Raw genomic sequence first — 26,102 nt, 5'->3', positions numbered from 1 at the left:
CCCGCGTCAGCGCCCGGCTCACCAGCGCCCCGGTCCGGGCCCGTGCCTCCACGCGGCTCACGGACAGGGTCGAAGCCCAGGTCGCGGTCCAGGCTCGCGACCGGCTCCGGGACCGAGCCCGGGGCCACGCCACGAACAGGACCACGGCCGCGATGCGGGTCGCGATGCAGGCCGTGACCAAGTCCGCGGTCCAGGTCGAGGCCGAGCATGCGGATCGCGTTGCCGCGCATCAGCTTGTAGACCGTCGCGTCGTCCAGGCCACGGACGTGATCGAGCGCGACCTCCTTCGTATGCGGAAACGTCGAGTCCACATGCGGATAGTCCGTTTCGAAGGTCGCGTTGTCGCGGCCGACGACGTCCAGCGAGGCCACTCCGTGCTTGTCACGGAAGAAGCAGCAGAAGATCTGCCGGTAGTAGTACGTGGAAGGCGGCTCCGGGATCAGATCGCGTACGCCGCCCCATGCCCGGTGTTCCCGCCAGACGTCGTCGGCGCGTTCCAGCGCGTACGGAATCCAGCCCATCTGGCCCTCGCTGTAGGCCAGCTTGAGACGGGGGAAGCGGACCAGGACGCCGCTGAAGAGGAAGTCCATCATCGAAGCCATCGCGTTGTTGAAGGACAGCGCGGCCTGCACGGCGGGAGGAGCGTCTGGGGAGGCAGCCGGCATCTGGGATGACGAGCCGATGTGCATGTTGACGACGGTCCCGGTGTCCTGGCAGGCGGCGAAGAACGGGTCCCAGTAGCGGCTGTGGATGCTGGGCAGCCCCAGGTAGGTGGGGATCTCGCTGAACGTCACGGCACGCACGCCGCGCGCCGCGTTCCGCTGGATCTCGGCGACCGCGAGATCGATGTCCCAGAGCGGGATCAGGCAGAGCGGTATGAGGCGGCCGCCGCTGTCGCCGCACCACTCCTCCACCATCCAGTCGTTGTACGCGCGCACGCACGCCAGCGCGACATCCTTGTCGTGCGCCTCGGCGAACGTCTGGCCGCAGAAGCGCGGGAAGGTCGGAAAGCACAGCGACGCCTCGACGTGGTTGAGGTCCATGTCACGCAGTCGCGCTGCCGGGTCCCAGCAGCCGCGTCGCATCTCCGCCCTTGTGATGCCCTCCAGGGTCATGGCGTCGCGGTCGAACCCGACGGCTGCGATGTTGCGCTTGTACGGGAAGGTCAGTTCCTCGTAGACCCACCAGTCCGTCGGCGGTCCGTTGTCGTCCATGGTGGTGACGTACTTGCCGCCGCGGTACGCCAGTTCCCCGATGCCCGCCGTTATCGGTTTGGGTCCCCGGTCCCGGTATGCGGTGGGCAGCCACGTCTCGAAGAGATGCGCGGGCTCGATCACATGGTCGTCGACGCTCACGATGCGCGGTAGCTCCACGGGGTTCCCCTCACCTTTGCAAATGGACTGAGCGGCCGTTGGGCCGGCGGACTGGGCGGACCGGCGTGCGGTGGCCTCCGGGCGGATCACTCCGCGCCCCCGCGCGTCCGCTGGGTGGGGGCACGGAGCAGAACGCGCCGCGGTACGTCGGCAGACGACCGCACCGACCTGGTAGGGGCCGTCGCCGTGCGGTCGGCCGGAGAAGGCCGACCTGCCGCCAGATTCCTGACGGTCCGTCAGATTAGGCTAGTACCGTGGCCCTGGACCGACAAGGCGTGACCCCCTACGCTTCCCGCACTGTCTGGCTGTTTGTCAGTTCCCGGGGAGCGGCATGTCCGACACCGAGACCGGCACCGCGTACGAACTCGCGACCTCCATCACCCTGTGGGACCTGGTCGACCGGCGCGCCCGCCTGACACCCGGCGCTCCAGCTCTCATTACCGCCGAGGCACACGCCCCCTCACCTCAACCGGGTTCCGATCCCCAACCAGCGCGCGACCCTGCTCCCTGCGCGAGCCCATCCCCCGGCCACTCTCAGCCTGCGGGAGGTCGCTCGCGACCTGAGGTGGCGAGCGGGCTGACTTTCGGGTCGCTGCGCGCGTGGGCGGAGCGGGTCGCTGCCGGGCTCTACGAGCTGGGCGTACGACCACGCACCCGCGTCGCCTGGCAGCTGCCCACCCGCATCGAAACGGTGGTGCTGTCCCTGGCTCTCGCCCGCATCGGTGCCGTGCAGACTCCGCTCATCCCCTCTTACCGGGGACGCGAGACCGGGTTCGCGCTACGTGCTACGCAGGCCCAGTTCTTCGCCATTCCCGGTGTGTGGCGCGGTTTCGACTACGCCGCGATGGCCTATCGCCTCGCCCTGGAGCTTCCCGACCCGCCGCTTGTCTTCACCGCGTACGACGTGCTGCCCCAGGCCGACCCGGCGATCCTTCCGCCACCCCCCTCCGCCGCTGATGGGCGCGCGGCGCACTGGATCTACTGGACCTCGGGCACCACCTCGGCCCCCAAGGGCGTGCTGCACAGCGACCGGGGGCTGATCGCCGCAGGCGCCTGCCTGGGCCACGCGCTTCAGCTCAGCCCGTCCGACGTCGGGTCGATGGCCTTCCCGTACGCCCATGTCGCGGGGCCTGACTACACGGTGATGCTGCTCTTGAACGGCTGTCCCGCTGTCCTCTTCGAGCAGTTCGCGCTGCCGGGATCGCTGGCGGCGTACCGGCGGCACGGTGTGACGGTCGCGGGCGGCAGCACCGCGTTCTACACGGCCTTCCTCGCGGAACAGCGCAAGGACCCGGACAACAAGCTCATCCCCACACTCCGCCTCCTGGCCGGGGGCGGCGCGCCCAAACCTCCCGAGCTGTACTACGAGGTCGTACGGGAGCTGGGCTGCCAGCTCACCCACGGCTACGGCATGACCGAGGTGCCCATGATCACCATGGGGTCGCCGGACGACACGGCCGAGCGTCTGGCGACCACGGAGGGGCGCCCGCCGGAGGGGATGGAAATTCGCATCGTGCCCGATCACGCGGGCGTGGACGATCACACGGGCGCGGCCGGTTACCCGAGCGCGGCCGATCGGCTGGGCGCGTCCGGTCGACTGGGCGCGGGGGCGCACGTCGCGGGCATCGCGGGCGTCGCAGGCGTCGCAGGCGTCGCAGGCGTCGCAGGCGTCGCAGCTGAGGGGAATGAGTCAGTTGAGCGAGTTGGAAGAGGAGCGGTCACGGGTGCGGGCGTGGAGGGGGAGATCCGGTTGCGCGGCGAGGCCGTCTGTCTCGGCTACCTCGATCCGGAGCAGACGGCCGAGTCCTTCGACGCCGAAGGGTTCCTTGGCACGGGAGACCGTGGGTATCTCACCTCTGACGGCTACCTCGTACTGACCGGGCGGTCGAAGGACATCATCATTCGGAAGGGCGAGAACATCTCAGCGCTGGAGATCGAGCAACTGCTCTACCAGCATCCGGATATCGCTGACGCCGCCGTCATCGGGCTGCCCGACGCGGTACGCGGCGAGCTTGTCTGCGCCGTCGTCGAGCAGCCCAGCGGGGCCGCAGCGCTGACGCTCGACGCGGTCGTCGCGTATCTGCGCGAGGCGGGCTTGTCCGCATACAAGCTGCCCGAGCGGCTTGAGGTGGTCGACGCGCTTCCCCGGAATGATGCACTCCGGAAAGTCCTCAAATATCGTCTCCGTGAACGTTTCGCGGGTACCTGACCCCTAACTGCCCCCTTCCGCACCGTACGTGTCAGCTCCGAGCGATGATGGGGTACATGGCGCACGGAGGGGAGGACGGGATGTCGGGGGCACAACCGCCGGAGGGGCGGACTCCGGGTCACACTCCGCGGCAGTTCCGCAATCAGTGATTGCTCGCCAGCCGCTACCGGCTCGGTGATCACCTCGGCGACGGCGCACTCGGAACCGTCTGGCAGGCCACCGACGAACTCGTCGGCCGCGAGGTCGCCATCAAGGAACCCGGCTGCCGGACGCCCCCAGTGAGCATGAGCGGGCGCTGACGTATGACCGCATCGGCCACGCTCGCCTTGCCAGCCGGTTACACACCGAGCGACGGCGACGGCGACGGCGGCGACGACCGGGAGAACGACCGCAACCAGGCCAGCTGGGTGGAGGGGAAGAAGAAGACCTTCACCATCGGCCTCAAGCGCGACACCGGCCGTGGTGCGACCGCTGCCGACGCGGCGAAGAAGCAGCTTCAGGAGTACCGCGAGACCAAGAAGTCATCGATGGCGGACGTGCGTGCGCGTACGCACACGCTCGACTGGTACGGGCTGGAGGTGCGATGGATGGATGTCGATTACCACTTGCGGGGCAAGAAGGAGGAACGCCGCCGCGTCGAGCTCTTCGTGTCGGGCCATGAAGGACGCGTCTATCAACTGCACATCGACACCTCGGCGACGAAGGCGCACACCGCCGAGCAGGACCGGATGTTCCGCATCGGCCGGGAACAACTCCTGATCGATACCGATATTGATACCGATACCGGTACTGATACCGGTACGGATACCTCGGCTTCTCCCGCGCCCACACCCTGATCACACGTCACCCGACTCACCAGGTGGCCCGGCCTACCGCCCCGTCCGTCTGCCCGTCTCCCCAAATCCGCGACTGCGCGACTGCGCGACTGCGCGACTGCGCGACTGCGCGACTGCGCGACTGCGCGACTGCGCGACTGCGCGACTGCTGACCGTCAGCGTGTGGAGCGGTAGGTGGCGGTTGCCTGGTCGAAGTAGCGGTCCACGTAGCGGCGTTCCTTGGCCGGGCCGATGACCTGGACCAGGTGGTAGCGGCCGTCGAGGATCATGGCCAGGTTGCGGACATACACCTGGCGGCCGCTGCTGTCCTTCCAGCTGAAGGCTCCCTCGGCCATCGCCGTCTTTCCGACGTCGATCCGGCGCAGGCCAGAGGCGGAGGCCCAGGAGGATTCGCGGTACGGGGCCAGCTCCGGTTCCTGGTCCTGCTGGTAGACCATCGGGTCGCTGCCGTACTCGGAGACGGTGTCGCGGCCCGGCACAACGATCAGTTCATACTCACTGCCGAGATAGCGAACCTGTCCGCGACTGTTGGCAGCGCGGCGTTGCCAGCCGTCGGAGACGGCGAGCTGGAATCCCTCGGGGTCCTTGCGGACCGCGAAGCCCTTGGCCAGGCCGACCGCGTCAGTGGACTGTGCCTCTTGTCCGCCAGGCGGCTCATCACCGTTCTTACCGGCGCTGTCCTTCCCCGAATCAGCGTCCTCCGAGTCCGAGTCCGAGTCCGCGCCCGAGCCCGAGGGCTGCTGGGCAGCGCTGGTGCGTGAGCCCACGGCCCCGGTGCGGTCAGCGCCCTGGTTCTCCTTGGAGCTCGGCATGAACAGCATCGCGTACAGCACTGCCGCTACGAGCACCAACAGGATGGCCACGAGCAGCGTCCGGCCGAGGCTGCGGGGCTTGCGCGCGCCGGGCGTACGCGCGACGCGCAACGCGGGAGCGTCGCGTGACTCCATGCGCAGTTGTGGCTCCCGACGCAGCAGCGGCTCGCGTGTCTCACGCGGCTCGTGTGGCTCGCGGGCGCCGCGCGGCGGCTTCCCTCGCTTGTGCCGATGGCGTCCGTGGACGGAACCGGCCCCACGGCGGCGGCGCACGAGTTCGCCACGCCGACGCAGGATGGGCAGCCGCCGAGGGTCGGCCGGGCCGCTCGGCCCGAACGAGGGCACGGTCACCGTCCGGCTTCCGACGTCAGGCTCCGGCGCCGACCGGATCAGCGACCGCAACCAGCCTCGCAGTTCTTCGAAGTCCGGGCGCTCGGTCGGGTCCTGGCGCATCAGCGACTCGACGACCGGTCGCAGCGCGCCGCATTCCTCCGCGTACGCGGGCGGCTCGGCGCACACCAGTTGGACGAGTTCGGTGGCGTTCTCCTCCGGATACGGGGAGTGGCCCTGGACGGCGCGGAAGAGGAGCACACCGACCGCCCACAGGTCGGCCGCCGGTCCCACGGGCGGCGCGAGCCGCCAGTTCTCGTAGACGGGTCCCGCTTGCTCTGGTGACCAGCGCTCGGTGACGGCACCGACGACGACGATCCGCGCCTGGCGCGCCCGCTCGGCGGCGAGGGCGGTATCGGGCCCCCGGTACGTCGCGTGGCCGGACGCGGCGTCAAAGCCACGCTCGGCGGAGACGTTGGTCGCGGCGCCGACCGCGCCAGCGGCACCAGAGGCGCCAGGGATGCCCGGGGCACCCGGGCCAGCAGGGCCGCCAGATGTGTGGGGCCCCGCTGCCCCTCCCGCTCGCGACGGCTCGGCCGCCGACCCATACGAGTCCGGCGCCGCCCATGAACCAGGTGCCGTCGCCCGGGAACCGGCACCAGGATTCCGCGAGTCGGGCGCGGCCGGGCGGGTGCCCCTGGGCGGGCGGTTGTCGGTGGGGGGGTGGTGGCCGGTCGCCGTACGGTCATCGGCCGCCCAGGTCCTCTCGGGCCAGCCACCCTCGGCACCGGGGCGCCGCTCAAGGCCGTCCCCACCATGATCGGCGGCGCCGTTGCCGCCGTGACCGGCGACCCCGTTGTCACCGGCTCCATTTCCACCGGTCGCGCTGCCGCCGGCTCCTCTGCCACCGGCTCCGTTTCCGCCGGTCGCGCCGCCGCCTGCTTGCTCGTCGCTCACTCCGTCGACGTTCGCCCTCGCTGCGGCCTGGGCTCCGGCGCGATACGCGGCGATGGCGCCTGCTCGCGGCGCCCTGGGCAGCGCGCCGCCCCAGGCATCGGCGCCTTCCGGGCCGCCCGCCCCCGCAGCGCGGCTTCCGGCCGGGCCGCTGTGCGGCATGTGCGCACCGTGCCCCACGCCGCGCCCGGCCTCGTGCCCCGCAGCAGCACCATGACGGGCGTCGTCAGCTCGGTTGATGTCGTCACTCGCGCCTCGCGGTGCGGGAAAGCCGCCCGCGTGGCCCTGGTCGCGATACGTGGGCCCGACCGGTCCCTGCCGGACGGTCGGGGCACGTTGCGAAGTGCCTGCCTCCGGGTCGTAGGGGACCGCCTCACCTACGCCGGGCGAGCCACCCCGCTCTGCCGGCCCAGCCCCCGGCCGGGCGGCCAGCGCGGCGCCCGAGTCCGCCGCCGCCCGCGCACCAGGCACCCGCCCAGGAGCGGGCGCGTGCCCAGCACCTGGCGCGCGTCCGGCGCCAGTCGCCGCTTCGCCGCGCCAGCCCGGCCCTCCGCCGAGCCCTGGCTCGGTGCTCGTAGCCGACCGGCGCCCCGGGGAGGGCACCGCGCCCGCGTCGACCCACTCGCCGTGTCCGGGCCGCGACCCTCGGGGGCCGTCCGCGCCCGGACCTGTCCGCGCCGGTGGCCTCGGCTCAGGTACGCGCGCCGCACGCAGCGCCTCCGGCACGGGGTCGTAACCGCACAGCGCCTCCTCGGCCGCGCCCGCCGCCAAGCCGGTGAGCATCGCGCGTCCGTCGTCACAGACGAGGACCGTGCGGGCGGTGATGTTGCGGTGGGTCCAGCCGTGTGCGTGCAGGGCGCGCAGCGCGGTGAGGACATCGGCTGCGATCTCGGCCGCGCGATGCGGACTGAGTGTGCGTTCCGCGAGCAGCGCGGCGAGCGGGCGGGCCGGAACGAGTTCGCTGACGATCCACAGGCTGCCCGTCTCGGCGAAGACGTGGAAAACCTGGTCGAGTCGGGGGTGGTCGGGCACCTGCGCGGCGGCGGTCGCGGCGTCTATGGCCCGCCGTACGGCCGGGTCGCCCGGCCCGTGGCCTGCCCGGCCCCGCGCGTCCTGGCCCGCCCGGGAAGACCCACCGTACGAGGGGCCGTCACCGACGACTTCCGCGTCCACGACCTCAGGCAACGGGACCTGTCTGACCAGGACTTCCTGTCCGCTGTAGGTGTCGAACGCACGCGTCTCGACGAACTCGTACTCGTCGGCAGGCGGCAACGGCAGTCGGTAGCGGTCCGCGAGCACCCGACCCGCGTAGTCGTCCACGACGCCTCCCCAGCGCGCGATTCGCCCGATGCTCACCGCACGTAACCGTCAATTCTGGTCGTTTTCCCACTCTTTGGAGCTACGTACGGCCGCGACTTCTCACGATACGTGCCCAAGCTGCACCGTGCCGAGCGGTCTGTCCACTCCGCCCAGTCTGTTCGGTGCGCCCAGCCTGCCCGGTCCGCCGCGTCCGTAGACGTGGTGAGTACGTAGTGACCACGTGGCGAGTAGGTGGCGAGTACGGGCTCGTCAGGCGGGCCATGCGGAGTGCGTACGCGACCCGGACGTGCTCCCGTACATCGCCATGCAGGTGGGTCGCGTGGGTGGTCACGTAGGTGGTCATGTGCCGTGGATGCGGTCTCCGTAGCGCTTCGCGGGTCTCGCGGGCTCAGTCCCCGGGCTTGAAGGTCTTAAACGCCGTCTCGCGCAGTGTCCGGCACTCCTTCTCCGCCCACTTGTCCTTCTCGCACGTGATCATGATGGCGTAGCCGCGCTTGCCGTCCACCTTGAAACCACGGTTGACCACCCGCACCGTCTTGCCGCGCTGCTCCCGCTCGAAGCTCCAGTCAGCGACGGTCGGGTAGTCGTTCCAGTTGTTCACCGGCTCGATGCCGAGCCCGCGATAGTTGTCCATGGTCCGGGAAGCGCCGGACTCAGCGCCCCGCCACGCCTTGGCGGCGTCCGACAGCGGCTTGTCGTTGAAGTCGATCTGCACCCGCGGGAAGCCGCCCGAGTCGCTGTAGATCCCGCCGAGGGCGTAACCAGGCACCGGGCGGCGCTCCCAGCCCTTGGGCAGGGCCATGCTGAAGTGGAACTTGCCGTCCATCACCTGTCGGTAACCGGCGGGCACCGCGTCACCGTCGGGCTTGTCGCCCGGCTTCTTCCCAGGCTTGTCGGACTCCTTCGAGGGGTCCTCGGTCGGCTGCTTGGGCTCGCCGGTGTCCTTGGAGCCCTCCTTGGCGTCCTCTTCCGTCTTACCACCCGTGTTCGCCCCGGTGGAAGCGGACTTGTCGCCGCCGTCCTTGCCCTCGTTGCCCTTGTCGTCCCCGCCGCTGAGAGCGAAGGCCAGAACCGTACCGAGGACGGCCAGCACCACGACCACCACGATGATCACGAGTGTGCGCTTCGGCACCACGTCCGTGATGGAAGCGCGAGGCGCCCCGCCCGACGGGTTCGCCGCCACCGCGGGAGAGCCGGGCGCGGAGTGGGGTCTGGGCGGAGTCGTCACACCGTCGGCCCGCGACGCGGACCCGTCACCACTTCTGCCGCCACGCCCGCCGGCCCCTGCGGCCCCTCCGTTCCGTGCGGCTCCTGCGGCTCCCCCGGTGACAGCGCCACCGGCGACACCGGCCCCTGCCCCGGCGCCCGCCGCGCCTGCCGTCCGCCCCTTCGGCCTGCCCAGCCTTCCGCCCGGCCGGCCGGCCTTGCCCGGCCGCGCGCCGGACGCAGCCGGAGGTGCGGCCGGGGCCGGCGGAGTGGCCGTCGACGGGGGCAACGGCATCGTGCGGGTCGGCTCGACCGCGCCGGGCGGCCGCGGAGCGGCTGCCTCCGGTGCGGCGACCGCGCGGGTCAGCAAGGCACGCGCGCCCGCGTCATCGAGCCGCTGGGCGGGGTCCTTGGCCAGCAGACCGTAGATGACCTCCTCCAGCACGCCCGCGTTCTTCGGCGGGTCGAGCGGCTCGGTCATCACGGCCGTAAGTGTCGCGATGGCCGTGCTCTTGTCGTACGGCGGCACGCCCTCCACCGCCGCGTACAGCAGTCCGCCCAGTGACCACAGGTCGGAAGGCGGTCCCGGCTTGTGGCCGCGCGCCCGCTCCGGCGCTATGTAGGAGGGCGCGCCGACGAGCATGCCGGTCGAGGTCACGGAGGGGTCGCCCTCGACCTGGGCGATGCCGAAGTCGGTCAGCACGACCCGGCCGTCATCGGCGATCAGCACGTTCGACGGCTTCACGTCGCGGTGCAGGATGCCCTCGCCGTGCGCGGCGCGCAGCACGTCGAGCACCGCCAGACCGACCTCGGCGGCCCGGTGCGGCGTGAGAGCGCCGTCGTCGCGCACCACGTCAGCGAGGGACCGGCCCTCGATCAGCTCCATCACGATCCACGGCCGGTCGTCCTCGTCGACGACGTCGTACACCGTGACGGCGCCGTTGCTACGAATCCGGGCGATGGCCTTCGCCTCGCGCAGGGTACGGGTGATCAGGCGCCGCTTCTCGTCCTCGTCCACACTCGACGGGAAGCGCAATTCCTTCACAGCGACCGTACGGCCCAGCGTCTCATCGCGTGCCCGCCACACCGTGCCCATGCCGCCTCGGCCCAGCACCTCGGCGAGCCGGTACCGCCCAGCCAGGAGGCGCCCAGTCTTGCCCTGCGTCCGCTCCGCCTCCGACATGCGTCCCCTCTGCGATCAACCCACCCTGGCAGAGCGTCCATTGTCTCTCATCCACAGAGCAGCGGTAGTACCGGCCCGGCGCCGGGCCGCTCACCCGGCCTCGAACACCACCGGCAGTGCCCCGCTGATCCGCTGCGGTTGGCTGACCTGGACATACGGGCACCCCGCCGTCAACTACGGCTACCTGACCGGGTTCCCGGGCCCCCGCCGGGCCCGTGTCCGGCCACTGTTCGTCCCCCGTCCGGCCTTCGGGCGACGTGCGATTCGCCCTTCGTTCGTCCCTGATTCGGGCTGTGTTTGTCCGCCATTCGGCTCCTCACACCCGCCTGGCCGAGCGCGCTGCCCCATCGCACGCCCCCGGCACAGGCCAGGTAGCCACACACCGGACACACAGCGGTCACACCCGGCAGAGACAGCGGCCAGACGAGACGCACGGGACACACCGGCCAGCCGCAGGCCACCATCTCCGGCTCCAGACACGGACACCTGGGCGGCGCGGAGACCTGGGCACCGGCGCGCATACGGAGCGGATACGGATACGCGCACGAGCGCGGACACGGGCACGAGCACGTACACCTGGGCACGGGCACGGCAAAGCAGGAACGCAGCCACGCCACGGCCACAGGGACAACACAGTCGGACCAGTCGGACCAGTCGGACCACAGCCAGCCACCGCGCAGTCAGACCGCGGTCAGCCGCATCCGCAGCCTCAACCCACAGCCAGGCCGCCAGGCATGGCCATCCACCACCGCGGCGGCCACGGCCACCGCCACGGCTACAGCGGCTGGATCTCCGGGGCGCCCAGCCGGGCCGCGTCCGCCGTCAGGTCGTCCGGCTGGCGCTGGGACTCGCGTTCCGCCTCCACTCGCTTCTGGTAGTGCTCGACCTCCCGCTCGATCTGTCCCTGGTCCCAGCCCAGCACGGGCGCCATGAGCTCGGCAGCCTCACGCGCGCTGCGCGTGCCCCGGTCGAAGGTCTCGATGGAGATCCGGGTGCGCCGGGTCAGCACGTCGTCGAGGTGCCGTGCGCCCTCGTGTGACGCGGCGTAGACGACCTCGGCACGCAGATAGTCCTCGGCGGCGGGAAGCGGTTGGCCGAGCTGCGGGTCGGCTTCGATCAGCTCAAGCACCTCTTCCGCCAGCGCGCCGTACCGGTTCAGCAGATGCTCGACGCGCGCCACATGGAGCCCGGTGCGCTGCGCGATGCCCGCTCGCGCGTTCCACCGGGCCCGGTAGCCCTCCGCGCCCACCAGGGGCACGTCTTCGGTGACGCACTCGGCGACCCGCTGGTCGAGGGCGTGCACCGCCTCGTCCACGGCGTCCTTGGCCATCACCCGGTACGTGGTGTATTTGCCGCCGGCGATGACGACGAGGCCGGGCACGGGGTGCGCGACGGTGTGTTCGCGCGAGAGCTTGCTCGTCGCGTCGGACTCCCCGGCGAGGAGCGGGCGCAGCCCGGCGTACACCCCTTCCACGTCGTCCCGGGTGAGCGGCACCGCGAGCACGGAGTTGACGTGTTCCAGCAGGTAGTCGATGTCGGCGCTGGACGCGGCGGGGTGCGCTTTGTCCAGGTCCCAGTCGGTGTCGGTGGTGCCGACGATCCAGTGCCTCCCCCACGGGATCACGAACAGCACGCTCTTCTCCGTGCGCAGGATGAGACCGGTGGTGGAGTGGATGCGGTCCTTGGGCACGACGAGGTGGATGCCCTTGGACGCCCGCACGTGGAACTGTCCCCGCTCACCGATCATGGCCTGCGTGTCGTCGGTCCACACACCGGTGGCGTTGACCACCTGCCGCGCGCGCACCTCGAACTCACGTCCCTGCTCCACATCATGCACCCGGGCACCGACAACGCGTTCGCCCTCACGCAGGAAGCCCACCACCCGGGTCCGGTTGGCGACGTGCGCCCCGTAGGAGGCGGCGGTGCGCACCAGGGTGGTGACGTAGCGCGCGTCGTCCATCTGCGCGTCGTAGTACTGCAACGCGCCGACGAGTGCGTCTTTGCGCAGACAGGGCGCGACGCGCAGGGCGTGCTTGCGCGTCAGGTGCCGGTGTACGGGCAGCCCTCGGCCGTGCGCGGAGGAGACGGACATGGCGTCGTACAGCGCGACGCCCGAGCCCGCGTACAGCCGCTCCCACCCCTTGTGCTGCAAGGGGTAGAGGAAGGGCACGGGCCGCACCAGATGCGGCGCCAGCCGCCCCAGCAGCAGCCCGCGTTCCTTCAGAGCCTCCCGTACGAGGACGAAGTCGAGCATCTCCAGATAGCGCAGGCCGCCGTGGATCAGCTTGCTGGACCGGCTTGACGTGCCCGCCGCCCAGTCCCTCGCCTCCACCAGGCCGGTCGCGAGCCCGCGGGTCGCGGCGTCGAGCGCGGTGCCCGCGCCGACCACCCCGGCGCCCACGACCAGCACGTCCAGCTCGTGTTCCGCCATCTGGGCCAGCGCTGTCGCGCGCTCCACCGGTCCCAGGGTCGCTGTCCTCACCAATGCCTCCCGCTGTGATCGGGGTCACGCTCGCTTATGAACGATTTTGACCGCGGTTGCCGGGGACAGCCAGCCTCCGACGCCGCCGCGGCCGCTTGGGCCACCCGTATGAACGCGAGGAAGTCCAGCGGACCGTGACCCACCGCCACGGACCTCCGCCACGGACGTCCGCCGTCCGCCGCCGACCTCCGCCACGGGCCCTGTCACGGCCTCCGCGTCGGCGGGCGCGCGCACCGGCAACACCGCGTCGGTGGCAAGCGCCCAATCCCCAATACGAGTCATATTTCCGCTTAGTCTGACATTGCGCCATCCGGAATCGCCTTGGGAAGGACGGCCCAGCCATGCCCGCAGATCTCGCCGTCATCGGACTCGGCCACCTCGGTCTCCCGCTCGCCCAGGCCGCTACCGCCGCCCGTATCAACACCATCGGCTACGACCCCGATCCCCGCACCGTCGCGGAACTCGCCGCGGGCCGTCCGCCCACCGGCGGCTCGGGCCCCGCCCAGTCGGAGTCCGGCGGCGGCTCCCTGTCCGCCGCCGACATCCGCCGCATGCTCTCCGGCGGCTTCCGGACCACCACCGACTCCGCCGAGCTCGGCCGCGTACGCACCGCCGTGATCTGCGCCCCCACGCCCCTCGGCGCCGACCGGGCCCTCGACCTGTCGGCGGTCGGCGAAGCGGCCCGGGCGCTCGCCGCGAAGCTGCGGCCGCACACCACGGTTCTGCTCGAATCCACCGTCTACCCCGGCACCACGGAGGAATTCCTGCGCCCCATCCTCGAAGAGGGCTCAGGACTGCGCGCTGGGCGCGATTTTCACCTCGCCTATTCCCCCAGCCGGGTGGACCCCGGCAACCGCGCCTTCGGCTTCGCCAACACGCCCAAGGTCATCGGCGGCCTCACCCCGGCCTGCACCGAGGCGGCCGCCGCCTTCTACGGGCGGGTCGCCGACAAGGTGGTCCGCGCCCGAGGGACCCGCGAGGCGGAGGCGGTCAAGGTGCTGGAGACGAACTACCGGCACGTCAACATCGCCCTCGTCAACGAGATGGCCGTGTTCTGCCACGACATCGGCATCGACCTGTGGGACGTGGTGCGCTGCGCCGAGACCAAGCCCTTCGGCTTCCAGGCGTTCCGCCCCGGCCCGGGTGTGGGCGGCCACGGCGTCGCCATCGACCCGAACTACCTCTCGTACCAGGGCCGCAGTCTCGGCTACCCGCTGCGCATGGTCGAGCTGGCGCAGGAGGTCAACGGGCGCATGCCCCGCTACGTCACCCAGCGCTGCGCCACCCTCCTCAACGAGCACGGCAAGTCGGCGCGCGGTGCCCGCGTGCTGCTCCTCGGCGTCAGCTACAAGGCGGGCATCGCCGACCAGGAGGGCTCGCCCGCCCGCGAGATCGCCTCTCGTCTGATGGAGCTGGGCGCCCAGCTGAGCTACCACGACCCCCATGTGCCCCAGTGGAGCGTGCTCGGCCAGCCGGTGCCGCGCGCCGACTCGCTGTACGAGGCCGCCGCGGCCGCCGACCTGACCGTCCTGCTCCAGCAGCACCGCCTCTACGACCTCCAGGGCCTGGCCGTGAAGGCCCAGCTGCTCCTGGACACCAGAGGCGCGAGCCCGGCGGGCACCGCCCACCGCCTCTGACCCGCCCTCGCGGCGAAGCGGCACGCGGGCGACCGCGGGCACGTCAGCCGTGGGAACGTCAGCCGTGGGCGGCCGCGGCGCCCGTCACCGCCGCGCCGTTACATCCGGGTCGCGGCCAGGGACATGCCCCGCCGGGGCTGCGCGTCCAGGACCTTCCGCAGCGCGCCGAAATCCTCCACGCACCGGCCGGTCCCGATCGCCACGCAGTCCAGCGGTTCGTCGGCCACCAGTACCGGGATGTCCAGTTCCTGGCTCAGCCGCGCGTCGAGTCCGCGGAGCAGCGCCCCGCCCCCTGTCAGCACGATGCCCCGGTCCATGATGTCGCCGGCGAGTTCGGGCGGCGTCTCGTCCAGGGTCTGGCGAACGGCGGCGACGATCGCGTCCACCGGCTCGGAGAGCGCGTGCCGCACTTCATCGGCGGTCAGCTCCAGGGTCTTCGGCAACCCGCTGGCGTGGTCCCGGCCGCGCACGGTGCAGCGGTCCGGCGGCAGCATGGCCTGCGTCTCCTCGGCGTCGTCGCCCGCGGGCGTCTCGGTGGCGATCAGGGCGACATCCGCTTCCGCCCGTTTGGCGAGCGTGCTGAGGGCGGTCGCCGACCAGTAACCGGAGGGCGCCGCCGAACCGATGGCCAACTTCAGCTGCTCGGCCGTGCGCTCCCCTATGGCGAGCGCGTGCGTCTTCTTGATGTACGAGGTGATCGCCGCGTCCATCGCGTCGCCCGCCGTGCGGACGGAGCGCGCGGTGACGATGCCGCCCAACGAGATGACGGCGACCTCGGTGGTCCCTCCGCCGATGTCGACGACCATGCAGCCGGTCGGCTCACTGACAGGCAGCCCCGCCCCGATGGCCGCCGCCATCGGCTCCTCGACCAGGTGCACTTGCCGCGCCCCGGCCTGCGAGGCGGCCTCCATCACGGCGCGCTGCTCGACACCCGTGATCCCGGAGGGGACACAGACGACGACCCGGGGCCGGGACAGCCGCCGCCCGCCGGTGACCTTCTTGATGAAGTGCCGCAGCATCCGTTCGGCTATCTCGAAGTCGGCGATGACTCCGTCCCGCAGCGGGCGGACCGCCACAATGTTGGATGGCGTACGGCCAATCGTGCGCTTGGCCTCGACCCCCACGGACAACACTTCGCCGTTGACGGCGTTGACAGCCACGACTGATGGTTCGTTGAGCACGATTCCCTTGCCCCGTACGTACACCAGCGTGTTCGCGGTGCCGAGGTCGATGCCCATGTCACGTCCACTGAACGATTTACTTTGCGCCATACGCTGAGTTTATTCCCTATGCCGGATTCCCGGTCCTGGCCACGCATCCCGCCGCCCGGGCCCGGCCGCGCCACCCACCCGGCCCGCCCCCTCCCCAGCAGGGCGTCACACGACCCGCACATCGCAACCATCTCGTGAAGGCCTACAGCGCCGAATGGGCACATAGCGGGCCGGGTTGTCTCCATCGCGTCCCAGCCATGTCACGGACAACTCTTCGGCTTGTCTGATAGTCGCCTCGAACTGTTAGTTTGTGGCTCCGAAATCGTTCGCCGCACTCCACACTTCTCGTCCCCGGAGCGCGGTCCATTCACCTTCATCCCCGGGGGATTACATGAGCCAGGACTGGCAGCAGCAGCCACAACAGCCCCAGCAGCCCGGTGGCTACGGCTACCCGCAGCAGCCGCAGCAGCCCCAGTACGGCGGCGGTTTTCCGCCACCGCAGCCCGCACGTCAGGGCAGCGTGGGTCTCGCACTGCTGGCGGCGGTTGCTGTCGCCCTCGTCGGCGCGCTGCTATACGCCTTTCTCCTGAGCGCTCTCGCTGACACGGACGGCGCGGAGCCGGAGATCACCAAGTTCGCGTACGCGGGTGTCGCTGTCGGCGCCCTCATCGGCGCCGTCGTCGCCAAGCTCGGCGGCCGCAACCAGGGCCTGTGGATCGTCGGTGGGCTGCTGGCCCTCGGCGCCGTCTTCCTCGGCGAGATGTACGGCTACGCGCTGGTCGCCAACGACTACATGAGCAACTACGTGGAGAAGATGGGCGGCGACAGCAGCCAGGTCACGTCCGCGAACGACATCTTCTTCGACCAGTTCAGCGACCTGTTCGAGAGCTGGAAGGACGACGCCAACGCCGTGACGTACATCTTCATGGCACTGTCGCCGGTCGCCGCGTTCGCCACGGCGAACAAGCTCGCCAACCGCTGATCGCCAGCAGCACCACAAAGGGCGGGCCCCGACGGCAACTGCGGTCGGGGCCCGCCCAGCTATATGCGCCTACTTCGAACTCAACCCGCAAGCGGTATCGGCGTCCCTGCCTTTTACGCCCATCTCTTTGAGCCCGACCTTGCACACCGTCTTTGCCATCCCCGTTCCGGCTTTGGCTGACGCACAGTGGATCTTGACCATCTTGCCAACGACGTAGCCGTGGCTGCGCAGAAACGTTGCGCGGTCAGCAGGTGTGGCTTGCGCCGAAGGAGCGAACGTCATCGTTCCGACCAATGCAGCGGTCGCCAGCGTCAGCGAGCCAGCGAATCGCGCCGTCGACTTCTTCGAAATTAACCCTCCGGGCGTCTTCAGCCTGCGCATCCACTGCTCAGGCATCACTTAGCGCAAGAAATGACGAGCGGAGAGTATCCCGGCGATGATCTTCACTCCAGAGGGCGGAGCGGGAATCAGCCAGGAAAAGGGGCGGTATCGACGCACCGCCGACATGTTCATTGAATGCGATACAAAACCGGTGAGCTTCAAGGCTGACTAACTACCGTTCAAGGCAACGGCGTTGACCAGACCGATCGCGCGCGCATCGGCACTGTGCTTCCCCGGTACGGACACATTCCCTCCACCCGGGCCGCCTTGGTTGACCGGAAGCCGCTCAAGACGCTCTGAGTGACAGGACACCAGCCTCCCTCAGTGGTGGCGGCGAGCCACTTACCTGGCCACTTACCTGACGGCCCAGGGCCCGCTTTCGTAGCGAACGAGTCGGAACGTCGCCCGCGCACGCAGGAGTCGGCCCTCTCCCTGCCCTGTTAAGGCAATGAGGAGGGCCGACCCGAGGGTTTCACCCGACCGGCGTCACGCGTGAGCGATCTGCCACCGGCGCAAGCAGGAGAGCCCTACCCGCGCGCAGACACGCGTCAGCGGTTGTCGTGCTGGGACGGTGACACCGTCACCTCGACCCGCTGGAATTCCTTCAGCTCCGAGTAGCCCGTGGTGGCCATCGCGCGGCGCAGGGCACCGAAGAAGTTCATCGAGCCGTCCGGGATGTGCGACGGGCCGAGGAGGACCTCCTCCGTGGTGCCGACCGCGCCGAGGTTCATCCGCTTTCCGCGCGGCACATCCTCGTGGACGGCTTCCATGCCCCAGTGGTGGCCGCGGCCCGGGGCGTCGGTGGCGCGAGCCAGCGGGGAGCCCATCATCACGGCGTCGGCGCCGCAGGCGATGGCCTTCGGCAGATCACCCGACCAGCCGACACCGCCGTCGGCGATGACGTGCACATACCGGCCGCCGGACTCGTCCATGTAGTCCCGGCGCGCCGCCGCCACGTCGGCGACGGCGGTCGCCATCGGCACCTGGATGCCGAGAACGTTGCGGGTGGTGTGCGCGGCGCCGCCGCCGAAGCCGACGAGGACGCCCGCGGCGCCGGTGCGCATCAGGTGCAGGGCGGCGGTGTACGTGGCGCAGCCGCCGACGATGACCGGCACGTCCAGCTCGTAGATGAACTGCTTGAGGTTCAGCGGCTCGGCCGCGCCGGACACGTGCTCCGCGGAGACCGTGGTCCCGCGGATCACGAAGATGTCGACGCCCGCGTCCACGACGGCCTTGGAGAACTCCGCCGTGCGCTGCGGGGAGAGCGCGGCGGCGGTGACGACGCCGGAGTCGCGCACCTCCTTGATGCGCTGCCCGATCAGCTCTTCCTTGATCGGGGCCTCGTAGATCTCCTGGAGCCGACGGGTCGCGGTGCGCTCGTCCAGCTCGGCGATCTCGGCGAGCAGCGGCTCCGGGTCCTCGTAGCGGGTCCACAGGCCCTCAAGGTTGAGGACGCCGAGGCCGCCGAGCTCGCCGATGCGGATCGCGGTCTGCGGCGAGACCACCGAGTCCATCGGAGCGGCCAGGAACGGCAGCTCGAAGCGATAGGCGTCGATCTGCCAGGCGATCGAGACCTCCTTCGGGTCCCGGGTGCGACGACTCGGCACGACGGCGATGTCGTCGAACGCGTACGCCCTGCGGCCGCGCTTGCCGCGCCCGATCTCGATCTCAGTCACGTGTGTGGCCCTTCCTTCATGGTGTGCCGTTCCAGTATCCCCGCCATACGACCGCGCGGGACAATCGCGCCCCCGGCCGACGTGCCAGAGCCCGCGGTCCGCGCGCTGTCGCGGGACCACGGGCTCTGCCGGACGTTCTCATCTCATGGTGGCGCGGGGGCGGCTCGCGCGTCAGCGCGGCCGGTCTGTGGGCTCAGCTCAGCGGCTCAGCTCAGCGACGCGAGTAGTTCGGCGCCTCGTTCGTCATCTGGATGTCGTGCGGGTGGCTCTCCTTCAGGCCCGCCGCCGTGATCCGGACGAACCGGCCCTTGTCCTTCAGCTGCTGCACATCGGCGGAGCCGACGTAGCCCATGGACGCGCGCAGTCCGCCAATCAGCTGGTGCGCCACTGAGGAGAGGGGGCCGCGGTAGGGGACCTGGCCCTCGATGCCCTCGGGGACCAGCTTGTCCTCGGACAGGACGTTGTCCTGGAAGTAGCGGTCCTTGGAGTACGAGCGGGCCTGACCGCGCGACTGCATGGCGCCGAGCGAGCCCATGCCCCGGTAGGACTTGAACTGCTTGCCGTTGATGAACACCATCTCGCCCGGGGACTCCTCACACCCGGCGAGCAGGCTGCCCAGCATCACGGTGTCGGCACCCGCGGCGATGGCCTTGGCGATGTCACCCGAGTACTGCAGGCCGCCGTCGCCGATCAGGGGGACGTCCGCGGCGTGGCAGGCCCGCGCCGCCTCGTAGATCGCTGTCACCTGGGGCACGCCGATACCGGCCACGACCCGCGTGGTGCAGATGGAGCCCGGGCCGACGCCGACCTTCACGCCGTCCACGCCCGCGTCGATCAGCGCCTGGGCGCCGTCACGGGTGGCGACGTTGCCGCCGACGATGTCCACACTGACGTTGGACTTGACCTTCGAGATCATGTCGAGGATGCCCCGGCTGTGACCGTGCGCGCTGTCGATGACCAGGAAATCGGCACCGGCCTCGACCAGCGCCTGCGCCCGCTCGTACGCCTCGTCGCCGACACCCACCGCCGCGCCGACGACCAGCCGGCCCTCGGCGTCCTTCGCCGCGTGCGGGTACTTCTCGGCCTTGACGAAGTCCTTGACCGTGATGAGGCCCTTGAGGACACCGGCGTCGTCGACCAGCGGAAGCTTCTCGATCTTGTGGCGGCGCAGCAGCTGCATCGCGTCGTCGCCGGAGATTCCGACCTTGCCGGTGACCAGCGGCATCGGCGTCATGACCTCGCGGACCTGGCGCGTGCGGTCCGACTCGAAGGCCATGTCACGGTTGGTGACGATACCGAGCAGCTTGCCCGCCGCGTCCGTGACCGGCACACCGCTGATCCGGAACTTGGCGCACAGCGCGTCCGCCTCGTACAGCGTGGCGCCGGGGCGGACGGTGATCGGGTCGGTCACCATGCCCGACTCGGAGCGCTTCACCAGGTCGACCTGGTTCGCCTGGTCCTCGATCGACAGGTTGCGGTGCAGCACACCGGCGCCGCCCTGGCGGGCCATCGCGATCGCCATCCGCGACTCGGTGACCTTGTCCATCGCGGCGGACAGCAGCGGGATGTTGACTCGCACGTGCCGCGAGATCCGGGACGAGGTGTCGACCGCGTTCGGCAGCACCTCGGAGGCGCCCGGCAGCAGCAGCACGTCGTCGTACGTCAGCCCGAGCATCGCGAACTTCTCAGGCACTCCGTCGACGTTGTCAGTCATGACACCCTTCCAGATGGTCTTGCCTCGGCGCGGACTCCCATGCTAACGGGCTCGGCGGCCGTGCCATTCCGCGCGGCGGCCAGGCCCGGCGTCCGCCCCGGCGAGGCGGCGGCGCGACGGGCTCCGCGAGCGCCGGCGTGTACGCGGCGGGGCGCTGCCGAGCGGCTGGGCTACTGCTCCGCGAGGGCCCGCAGGCGGCTGAGCGCGCGGTGCTGGGCGACCCGGACCGCGCCCGGAGACATGCCGAGCATCTGCCCGGTCTCCTCCGCCGTCAGGCCGACGGCGACCCGGAGCAGCACCAGCTCGCGCTGGTGCTCCGGCAGGTTGGCCAGCAGCTTCTTCGCCCAGGCGGCGTCGCTGCTGAGCAGCGCCCGCTCCTCGGGGCCGAGCGAGTCGTCCGGCTGCTCCGGCATCTCGTCGGACGGCACCGCCGTGCTGCCGGGGTGACGCATCGCGGCACGCTGAAGATCGGCGACCTTGTGGGCGGCGATGGCGACGACGAACGCCTCGAAGGGCCGCCCGGTGTCGCGGTAGCGAGGCAGCGCGCACAGGACCGCGAGGCAGACCTCCTGCGCGAGGTCGTCCACGAAATGGCGCGCGTCACCGGGCAGCCGGGACAACCGGGTGCGGCAGTAGCGCAGGGCCAGCGGGTGGACGCGGGCGAGCAGATCGTGGGTCGCCCGCTCGTCTCCCTCTGTCGCGCGCAGGACGAGAGCCGCGATGTCGCCTGGACCTGTCGTCACAGTCGACCCAGGCATCTCGTCTTCACGCATCGGTCCATGGTGCCTTGGCACCGAACATTCCGTGGCACCGCGTCCGTAGTTGTGCGCCGAAGCGTTATGAGCGGGTGCGCCCGTCGTCATCTCGTGCGCCCTCCCCTCACGCCTGCCCGAGCCGTCCCCGAGGAACTCCATACCTCAAGGATGCGGCAGCGCGAGCGGAACTGAAGCAAGCGACCGCCACATGAGGCGCGCGAGACGCCCTTGTTTCGCCCGCCTCCGGGCACTCTTCGCTGGTCACGCACCGCATGGCGGTGTCGCAGGAAGCAGCCAAATCGGTACCGGAGGCATCGGCTCCCACCGTCCACCCCGCCCGCCGCGAGGCAGACGGGGCGCGTCACACTCCCGCTCGCAGTCCCGCCGCGCGGCATGACACGGCACACGGGATCTACGGGGTGTGTGGCGTCGTCCACCCGGGGGGCGGGGGCGAGGCGGGGCATCGGAAACGGGCCCTAGCGGACAAGGCCCCAGCGGAATCCGAGCGCGACGGCATGGGCCCGGTCCGAGGCACCGAGCTTCTTGAACAGCCGCCGGGCATGTGTTTTCACGGTGTCCTCGGAGAGGAAGAGCTCACGACCGATCTCAGCGTTCGAGCGGCCGTGGCTCATGCCTTCGAGGACCTGGATCTCACGCGCTGTGAGCGTGGGTGCGGCGCCCATCTCGGCCGATCGCAGCCTCCGCGGCGCGAGCCGCCAGGTCGGGTCGGCGAGGGCCTGCGTGACCGTCGCGCGCAGCTCGGCGCGCGACGCGTCCTTGTGCAGATAGCCGCGCGCACCGGCGGCGACCGCGAGCGCCACACCGTCCAGGTCCTCGGCGACGGTCAGCATGATGATGCGGGCCCCGGGGTCCGCGGAGAGGAGTCGGCGCACGGTCTCGACGCCGCCGAGGCCGGGCATCCGTACGTCCATCAGAATCAGATCCGAGCGGTCGGCGCCCCAGCGGCGGAGGACTTCCTCGCCGTTGGCCGCCGTCGTTACGCGCTCTACGCCGGGCACGGTCGCGACCGCGCGGCGCAGCGCCTCTCGGGCAAGCGGGGAGTCGTCGCAGACGAGGACGGAAGTCATGGCCGCCCTCCGCAGCTGATGCGCGTCACCTTGTGCCTCCAGGCTTGGTACATGTCGTCACCTGTGCGGTTGACCCCCTCGGACGTTTGCCCGAGAGCTTCATTCATCAACCGCCTCGCACTCTCAACGACGGTCACCCGAAAGAGTTACGGGATCGAGTGACCCCCTTCGGCACTCTACGTGAGGGGGCGGTCACGGTTCAGCCCTGCGACCGGACTGGTTCTCCTGCCAGATCATCTGCCCTATTTGGTGGCTTTTACTTCATTTCCGAGTCATCTATGGCTAGATTCGCAATGAGTCATATTTACATCTGCTTACACAGGGGATGTACGGTCGTGGGCACTGCGTCCGCATCAGATCGCTCCGAGGGGATAGCAATGGCAGATTTCTCCCGCCTTCCCGGTCCGAACGCCGACCTGTGGGACTGGCAGCTGCTGGCCGCGTGCCGGGGCGTCGACAGTTCACTCTTCTTCCACCCCGAGGGGGAACGCGGCGCCGCCCGGAGCGCGCGCGAGACCTCCGCGAAAGAGGTCTGCATGCGCTGCCCCGTACGCGCCCAATGCGCGGCGCACGCGCTCGCGGTCCGGGAGCCGTACGGCGTGTGGGGCGGACTGACCGAAGACGAACGCGAAGAGCTGATGGGGCGCGCACGGCACCGGGCCATCGCCGCCTCAGGCGTGACACCGCACTGACACACACTGACCACGAAGTGAAGAAACGTTTCAGCGACGCCCGCCTCACCGGCGTCACCCATATGGCCCATCGGCCACCGTCGATTCGCCATTGGCCGCACGCGACAGCCGCGTGGCGCCCAACCGGCGACGCGTAACAGCCGACGTAGCGGCTAGCGGCTAGCGGCTAGCGGCTAGCGGCTAGCGGGCAACGAGCGGCGAGCGAGCCGGTGGCTAGCGTTTCGCAGCCAGTTCCAGGCGGTCCAGGGTGGCCGCCACAGCCGGGACCCGGGCGAGGTCCGGCAGCGTGAGCGCCACGACATCGCGCCACACGGCGGGCTCCACCCGCAGCGTCCTGACCCCTTTGGGCCGTATCGGCTCCAGCGCCAGCTCCGGCAGCACAGCGACCCCGAGCCCCGCGCCGACCAGCCCGATCACCGCCGGGAAGTCGTCCGTCGCGAAGTCGATCCGGGGCGTGAAGCCCGCCTCCTCGCAGACCTCCACCAGATGGCGGCGGCAGCGCGGACAGCCCGCGATCCACGGCTCTCCCGCGAGGTCGCCGATCCCCACCACCGACGCCTCCGCCAGCCGGTGCCCCTCGGGGACCAGGCCGATCAGCCGGTCGGTCAGCAGCGAACGGACCGCCAGGTCGTCCCACTCGGCGTCGGTCGCCCCGTCAGTGCCGCGCACCCGGGGATAACGGAAGGCCAGCGCGATCTCGCAGTCCCCCGCCCGCAGCAGCTCGACGGAGCGCGGCGGCTCGGCGTCGACGAGCGAGACGCGCGTACCGGGGTGCGCGGCGCGCAGCTCGGCCAGGGCGGTGGGCACCAGCGTGGAGCTCCCGCTGGGGAAGGACACCAGCCGGACCCGGCCCGCGCGCAGCCCGGCGATGGCGGCGACTTCCTCTTCGGCCGCCGTCAGCCCGGCCAGGATGCCCACCGCGTGTCTGACCAGGGCCTGCCCGGCTTCGGTCAGCCTCGTCTCGCGGCCCGTACGGACCAGCAGGGTCGTGCCGGCGGCCTGCTCTAGCGCCTTCATCTGCTGGCTTACGGCGGGCTGGGTGCAGCCCAGCTCGCGAGCGGCGGCGGAGAAGGAGCCGGTGGCGGACACCGCGCGCAGTACCCGGAGATGGCGAGCCTCGATCATCCTCCAAGCATAAGCCCAGCTTGGAGACACTGGGTAAATTTCGCTCGCCCCTTTGAGGGCGTGTCCCGTACCGTGCGGCCATGCTGCTGCTCTCCGTGAACCTCGGCCAGGCCCGCCCCACCGTGCACACCGATATCGACGTCACCGGCATCGACAAACGCCCCGCTCCCGGCCCGGTGGCCGTGCGCGCCCCAGGCCCGAAGGGGACCGGCGCGAGCGGGGTCGCCGGGGACACCGTCTGCGACCTGCGCAACCACGGCGGGAACGACCAGGCCGTGTACGCCTACGCACGCGAGGACCTCGCCTACTGGGAGAAGGAGTTGGGCCGCGAGCTGTCGCCGGGCACGTTCGGCGAGAACCTCACCACCCGTGGTCTCGACGTCAACGGCGCTCTCATAGGCGAGCGTTGGCGGGTCGGCCGCGAGCTGCTGCTTGAGGTGACCTCACCACGCGTTCCGTGCCAGACGTTCGCCGGATGGCTTGACCAGCGGGGCTGGGTGAAGCGGTTCACTCAGGCGGCTCTTCCCGGCCCGTATCTGCGGGTCATCGAGCCGGGCGAGATCAGCCCCGGAGACCCCATCGAGATCACGCACCGGCCGGACCACGAGGTGACCGTGTCCTTCCTGTTCCGCGCGGTCACCACCGAACCCGCCCTGCTGCCGCGGGTGCTGGCGGCGGGTGAGGCGCTGCACCCGGAGACGTACGCGAAAGCGGTTCGGCGTATCGCGGGCGCGCCGGGCGCGGTCGTTCCGGGCCCTGTGCGCGCGTCCGAGTAGCGCAGAACTCCGGCCCGGCCGGACTCCGGCCCGGCGGCCGCTCCGTCACCCCCTCCACCACCGTTCCACCACGCGCCGCATTCCCGCCGCGCCATTCCCGTCGCGTCCCCTTCGTATTTCCCTCGCATTCCCCGCCGTTTCCCCCTGCGGCCTCTTTTCTTTCCCGCCCCGCATTCCCACAGCGTTCTCGCAGTGCTGACGCAGCGCTGTCGCCGCGCCCTCTCCGCGCTCCACGCACGTTCAGTTTTCCCTTCGCCCCGGGGCCGTTCGCCTTGGCTCCGGCCGCCACCGGCAGGCGTCGCCCAACCCCCGTTCAGTCGCGAGGGAACGGGCCGTCCGGGTAAATCGCCCTATCGTCCTGGTTCGTCAGTTCGGCGTGTCACCCCGTCTGCTTGAGGCGGACATGGCCGGGCCGCAGCCGGATAGCGTGCCCGTATGACGACTGCACTCATCACGGGATCTACGGCGGGCATCGGCTCCGCCTTCGCGCGGCGACTGGCCGCCGGAGGCACCTCCCAAGGCCATGGGAGCGGGCACAACCTGGTGCTGGTGGCGCGCGATACCAAGCGGCTGCGCGAGCAGGCGACCGAACTCCACGACCGGCACGGCGTCGAGGTCGAGGTGCTGTCAGCCGACTTGTCGCAGGAGTCGGGCATCTCGGCCGTCGAGGAACGTCTCGGCGACCGTAAGCGCCCGATCGATCTGCTGGTCAACAATGCCGGGTTCGGCAACAAGGGCGAGTTCCTCGACGTCCCGCTGGCGGACGAACTGACGATGCTGAAGGTGCACTGCGAGGCCGTGCTGCGGCTCACCAGCGCGGCGGCCGGGCCCATGCGGGAGCGGGGGCGCGGCGGAGTGGTGAACGTGGCCTCGGTCGCGGCGTTCGTGCCGCGTGGCACGTACGGGGCGAGCAAGGCGTGGGTCGTGCAGTTCACGCAGGGAGTGGCCCGCGATCTGAACGGTTCGGGGGTGCGGCTGATGGCGCTCTGCCCCGGGTTCGTACGGACCGAGTTCCACGAGCGGGCGGGGATGGACACCGGCAATGTGCCCGGGTGGATGTGGCTGGACGCGGACCGGCTCGTCGAGGCCGCGCTGAAGGACCTGGCGCGCGGCAAGACGCTGTCCGTGCCCGACCCCAGGTACAAGGCGCTGACCGGCCTGGCGAAGTTCGCCCCGCGCAACGCGCTGGCCCGCGCCTCGTCGTCCACGGGCCGCCGCTACGGTCCGCGCTGAACCCCCTTCGTACGAACAGCGGTCACGGGGCGTACGGCTGAGGATGGTCGGCGCGGCCGGGACTGCCGGGAAACGCACTGAGGCCCGGCCGACTCCCCGAAGGGAGCGGCCGGGCCTCAGTGACAGC

Annotated in this window: 18 protein-coding genes and 1 pseudogene; 8 read left to right on the top strand and 11 right to left on the bottom strand. The window is 70.6% G+C overall.

Annotated features, from left to right (window positions below; genetic code table 11):
• Window positions 1-185: 185 nt before the first annotated feature.
• A pseudogene (locus tag AC5P1B_RS12175) lies at window positions 186-1,373 on the bottom strand (amidohydrolase family protein); the annotation flags it as partial.
• Between the two features lie 331 nt (window positions 1,374-1,704).
• Here AC5P1B_RS12175 and AC5P1B_RS12170 point away from each other — a divergent pair.
• The 3 genes from AC5P1B_RS12170 (at window position 1,705) to AC5P1B_RS12160 (ending at window position 4,418) form a co-directional block, all read left to right on the top strand.
• A complete protein-coding gene (locus AC5P1B_RS12170; protein WP_493886896.1) occupies window positions 1,705-3,582 on the top strand; it encodes a class I adenylate-forming enzyme family protein in 1,878 nt (625 codons plus the stop codon).
• A 149-nt stretch (window positions 3,583-3,731) separates the two neighbouring features.
• Entirely contained in the window at window positions 3,732-3,881 is a 150-nt protein-coding gene (locus AC5P1B_RS12165; RefSeq protein WP_493886894.1) for a hypothetical protein, read from the top strand.
• A gap of 3 nt (window positions 3,882-3,884) precedes the next feature.
• Entirely contained in the window at window positions 3,885-4,418 is a 534-nt protein-coding gene (locus AC5P1B_RS12160; protein WP_493886893.1) for a hypothetical protein, read from the top strand.
• Between the two features lie 155 nt (window positions 4,419-4,573).
• On the opposite strand, the gene AC5P1B_RS12155 is transcribed toward AC5P1B_RS12160, so the two are convergent.
• The 3 genes from AC5P1B_RS12155 to AC5P1B_RS12145 form a co-directional block, all read right to left on the bottom strand.
• Window positions 4,574-7,834 (bottom strand): serine/threonine kinase C-terminal domain-containing protein, encoded by a 3,261-nt coding sequence (locus tag AC5P1B_RS12155; protein ID WP_493887014.1) that lies wholly within the window; start codon window positions 7,832-7,834, stop codon window positions 4,574-4,576.
• A 388-nt stretch (window positions 7,835-8,222) separates the two neighbouring features.
• Entirely contained in the window at window positions 8,223-10,223 is a 2,001-nt protein-coding gene (locus AC5P1B_RS12150; RefSeq protein WP_493886892.1) for a serine/threonine-protein kinase, read from the bottom strand.
• Window positions 10,224-10,998: 775 nt separating this feature from the next.
• On the bottom strand, window positions 10,999-12,705 hold the full coding sequence (locus AC5P1B_RS12145; RefSeq protein ID WP_493886891.1) for a glycerol-3-phosphate dehydrogenase/oxidase: 1,707 nt from the start codon (window positions 12,703-12,705) through the stop codon (window positions 10,999-11,001).
• Between the two features lie 341 nt (window positions 12,706-13,046).
• Between AC5P1B_RS12145 and AC5P1B_RS12140 the strand changes: the two genes are divergently transcribed.
• Window positions 13,047-14,342 carry a nucleotide sugar dehydrogenase gene (locus AC5P1B_RS12140; protein ID WP_493886890.1) on the top strand — a complete coding sequence of 432 codons (1,296 nt, stop codon included), beginning with the start codon at window positions 13,047-13,049 and terminating at the stop codon, window positions 14,340-14,342.
• A 98-nt stretch (window positions 14,343-14,440) separates the two neighbouring features.
• On the opposite strand, the gene AC5P1B_RS12135 is transcribed toward AC5P1B_RS12140, so the two are convergent.
• A complete protein-coding gene (locus AC5P1B_RS12135) occupies window positions 14,441-15,613 on the bottom strand; it encodes a rod shape-determining protein (RefSeq protein WP_493886889.1) in 1,173 nt (390 codons plus the stop codon).
• Window positions 15,614-15,944: 331 nt separating this feature from the next.
• Between AC5P1B_RS12135 and AC5P1B_RS12130 the strand changes: the two genes are divergently transcribed.
• The gene (locus AC5P1B_RS12130) at window positions 15,945-16,535 is read left to right on the top strand and encodes a hypothetical protein (protein ID WP_493886888.1); all 591 of its coding nucleotides are present in this window, start codon (window positions 15,945-15,947) and stop codon (window positions 16,533-16,535) included.
• A 69-nt stretch (window positions 16,536-16,604) separates the two neighbouring features.
• Here the strand turns inward: AC5P1B_RS12130 and AC5P1B_RS12125 are convergent, their stop codons facing one another.
• The 5 genes from AC5P1B_RS12125 to AC5P1B_RS12105 form a co-directional block, all read right to left on the bottom strand.
• A complete protein-coding gene (locus AC5P1B_RS12125; RefSeq protein ID WP_493886887.1) occupies window positions 16,605-16,934 on the bottom strand; it encodes a hypothetical protein in 330 nt (109 codons plus the stop codon).
• A gap of 530 nt (window positions 16,935-17,464) precedes the next feature.
• Window positions 17,465-18,592 carry a GuaB3 family IMP dehydrogenase-related protein gene (locus AC5P1B_RS12120; protein WP_493886886.1) on the bottom strand — a complete coding sequence of 376 codons (1,128 nt, stop codon included), beginning with the start codon at window positions 18,590-18,592 and terminating at the stop codon, window positions 17,465-17,467.
• A 211-nt stretch (window positions 18,593-18,803) separates the two neighbouring features.
• Window positions 18,804-20,306 carry an IMP dehydrogenase gene (gene guaB / locus AC5P1B_RS12115; protein ID WP_493886885.1) on the bottom strand — a complete coding sequence of 501 codons (1,503 nt, stop codon included), beginning with the start codon at window positions 20,304-20,306 and terminating at the stop codon, window positions 18,804-18,806.
• Between the two features lie 170 nt (window positions 20,307-20,476).
• Entirely contained in the window at window positions 20,477-21,079 is a 603-nt protein-coding gene (locus tag AC5P1B_RS12110) for a sigma-70 family RNA polymerase sigma factor (protein WP_493886884.1), read from the bottom strand.
• 458 nt (window positions 21,080-21,537) lie between these two features.
• On the bottom strand, window positions 21,538-22,149 hold the full coding sequence (locus AC5P1B_RS12105) for a response regulator transcription factor (protein WP_003948568.1): 612 nt from the start codon (window positions 22,147-22,149) through the stop codon (window positions 21,538-21,540).
• A gap of 377 nt (window positions 22,150-22,526) precedes the next feature.
• On the opposite strand from AC5P1B_RS12105, the gene AC5P1B_RS12100 reads away from it, so the two are divergent.
• Window positions 22,527-22,841, top strand: coding sequence for a WhiB family transcriptional regulator (locus AC5P1B_RS12100; protein ID WP_493886883.1), 315 nt, complete (start codon window positions 22,527-22,529; stop codon window positions 22,839-22,841).
• A 213-nt stretch (window positions 22,842-23,054) separates the two neighbouring features.
• Here the strand turns inward: AC5P1B_RS12100 and AC5P1B_RS12095 are convergent, their stop codons facing one another.
• Window positions 23,055-23,966, bottom strand: a complete 912-nt coding sequence (locus AC5P1B_RS12095; RefSeq protein WP_493886882.1) for a LysR family transcriptional regulator — start codon at window positions 23,964-23,966, stop codon at window positions 23,055-23,057.
• 80 nt (window positions 23,967-24,046) lie between these two features.
• Between AC5P1B_RS12095 and AC5P1B_RS12090 the strand changes: the two genes are divergently transcribed.
• Together AC5P1B_RS12090 and AC5P1B_RS12085 are read left to right on the top strand one after the other, a co-directional pair.
• Window positions 24,047-24,742: an MOSC domain-containing protein gene (locus tag AC5P1B_RS12090; protein WP_493886881.1), complete on the top strand. Its 696-nt coding sequence runs from the start codon at window positions 24,047-24,049 to the stop codon at window positions 24,740-24,742.
• A gap of 435 nt (window positions 24,743-25,177) precedes the next feature.
• Complete coding sequence (locus AC5P1B_RS12085) at window positions 25,178-25,975, top strand: SDR family NAD(P)-dependent oxidoreductase (protein WP_493886880.1); 798 nt, start codon at window positions 25,178-25,180, stop codon at window positions 25,973-25,975.
• The last annotated feature ends 127 nt before the right edge of the window (window positions 25,976-26,102 follow it).

The organism is Streptomyces sp. A01 (assembly GCF_059026195.1).
Note: the sequence above shows the minus strand (reverse complement) of the source record. Positions and strands in the feature narration are given on the sequence as shown.

Coding starts and splice junctions, on each gene's coding strand:
- AC5P1B_RS12170 (WP_493886896.1), top strand. CDS start 1,705: ATGTCCGACACCGAGACCGGCACCGCGTACGAACTCGCGACCTCCATC.
- AC5P1B_RS12160 (WP_493886893.1), top strand. CDS start 3,885: ATGACCGCATCGGCCACGCTCGCCTTGCCAGCCGGTTACACACCGAGC.
- AC5P1B_RS12150 (WP_493886892.1), bottom strand. CDS start 10,223: ATGTCGGAGGCGGAGCGGACGCAGGGCAAGACTGGGCGCCTCCTGGCT.
- AC5P1B_RS12140 (WP_493886890.1), top strand. CDS start 13,047: ATGCCCGCAGATCTCGCCGTCATCGGACTCGGCCACCTCGGTCTCCCG.
- AC5P1B_RS12135 (WP_493886889.1), bottom strand. CDS start 15,613: ATGGCGCAAAGTAAATCGTTCAGTGGACGTGACATGGGCATCGACCTC.
- AC5P1B_RS12130 (WP_493886888.1), top strand. CDS start 15,945: ATGAGCCAGGACTGGCAGCAGCAGCCACAACAGCCCCAGCAGCCCGGT.
- guaB (WP_493886885.1), bottom strand. CDS start 20,306: ATGACTGACAACGTCGACGGAGTGCCTGAGAAGTTCGCGATGCTCGGG.
- AC5P1B_RS12110 (WP_493886884.1), bottom strand. CDS start 21,079: ATGCGTGAAGACGAGATGCCTGGGTCGACTGTGACGACAGGTCCAGGC.
- AC5P1B_RS12105 (WP_003948568.1), bottom strand. CDS start 22,149: ATGACTTCCGTCCTCGTCTGCGACGACTCCCCGCTTGCCCGAGAGGCG.
- AC5P1B_RS12100 (WP_493886883.1), top strand. CDS start 22,527: ATGGCAGATTTCTCCCGCCTTCCCGGTCCGAACGCCGACCTGTGGGAC.
- AC5P1B_RS12095 (WP_493886882.1), bottom strand. CDS start 23,966: ATGATCGAGGCTCGCCATCTCCGGGTACTGCGCGCGGTGTCCGCCACC.
- AC5P1B_RS12090 (WP_493886881.1), top strand. CDS start 24,047: ATGCTGCTGCTCTCCGTGAACCTCGGCCAGGCCCGCCCCACCGTGCAC.
- AC5P1B_RS12085 (WP_493886880.1), top strand. CDS start 25,178: ATGACGACTGCACTCATCACGGGATCTACGGCGGGCATCGGCTCCGCC.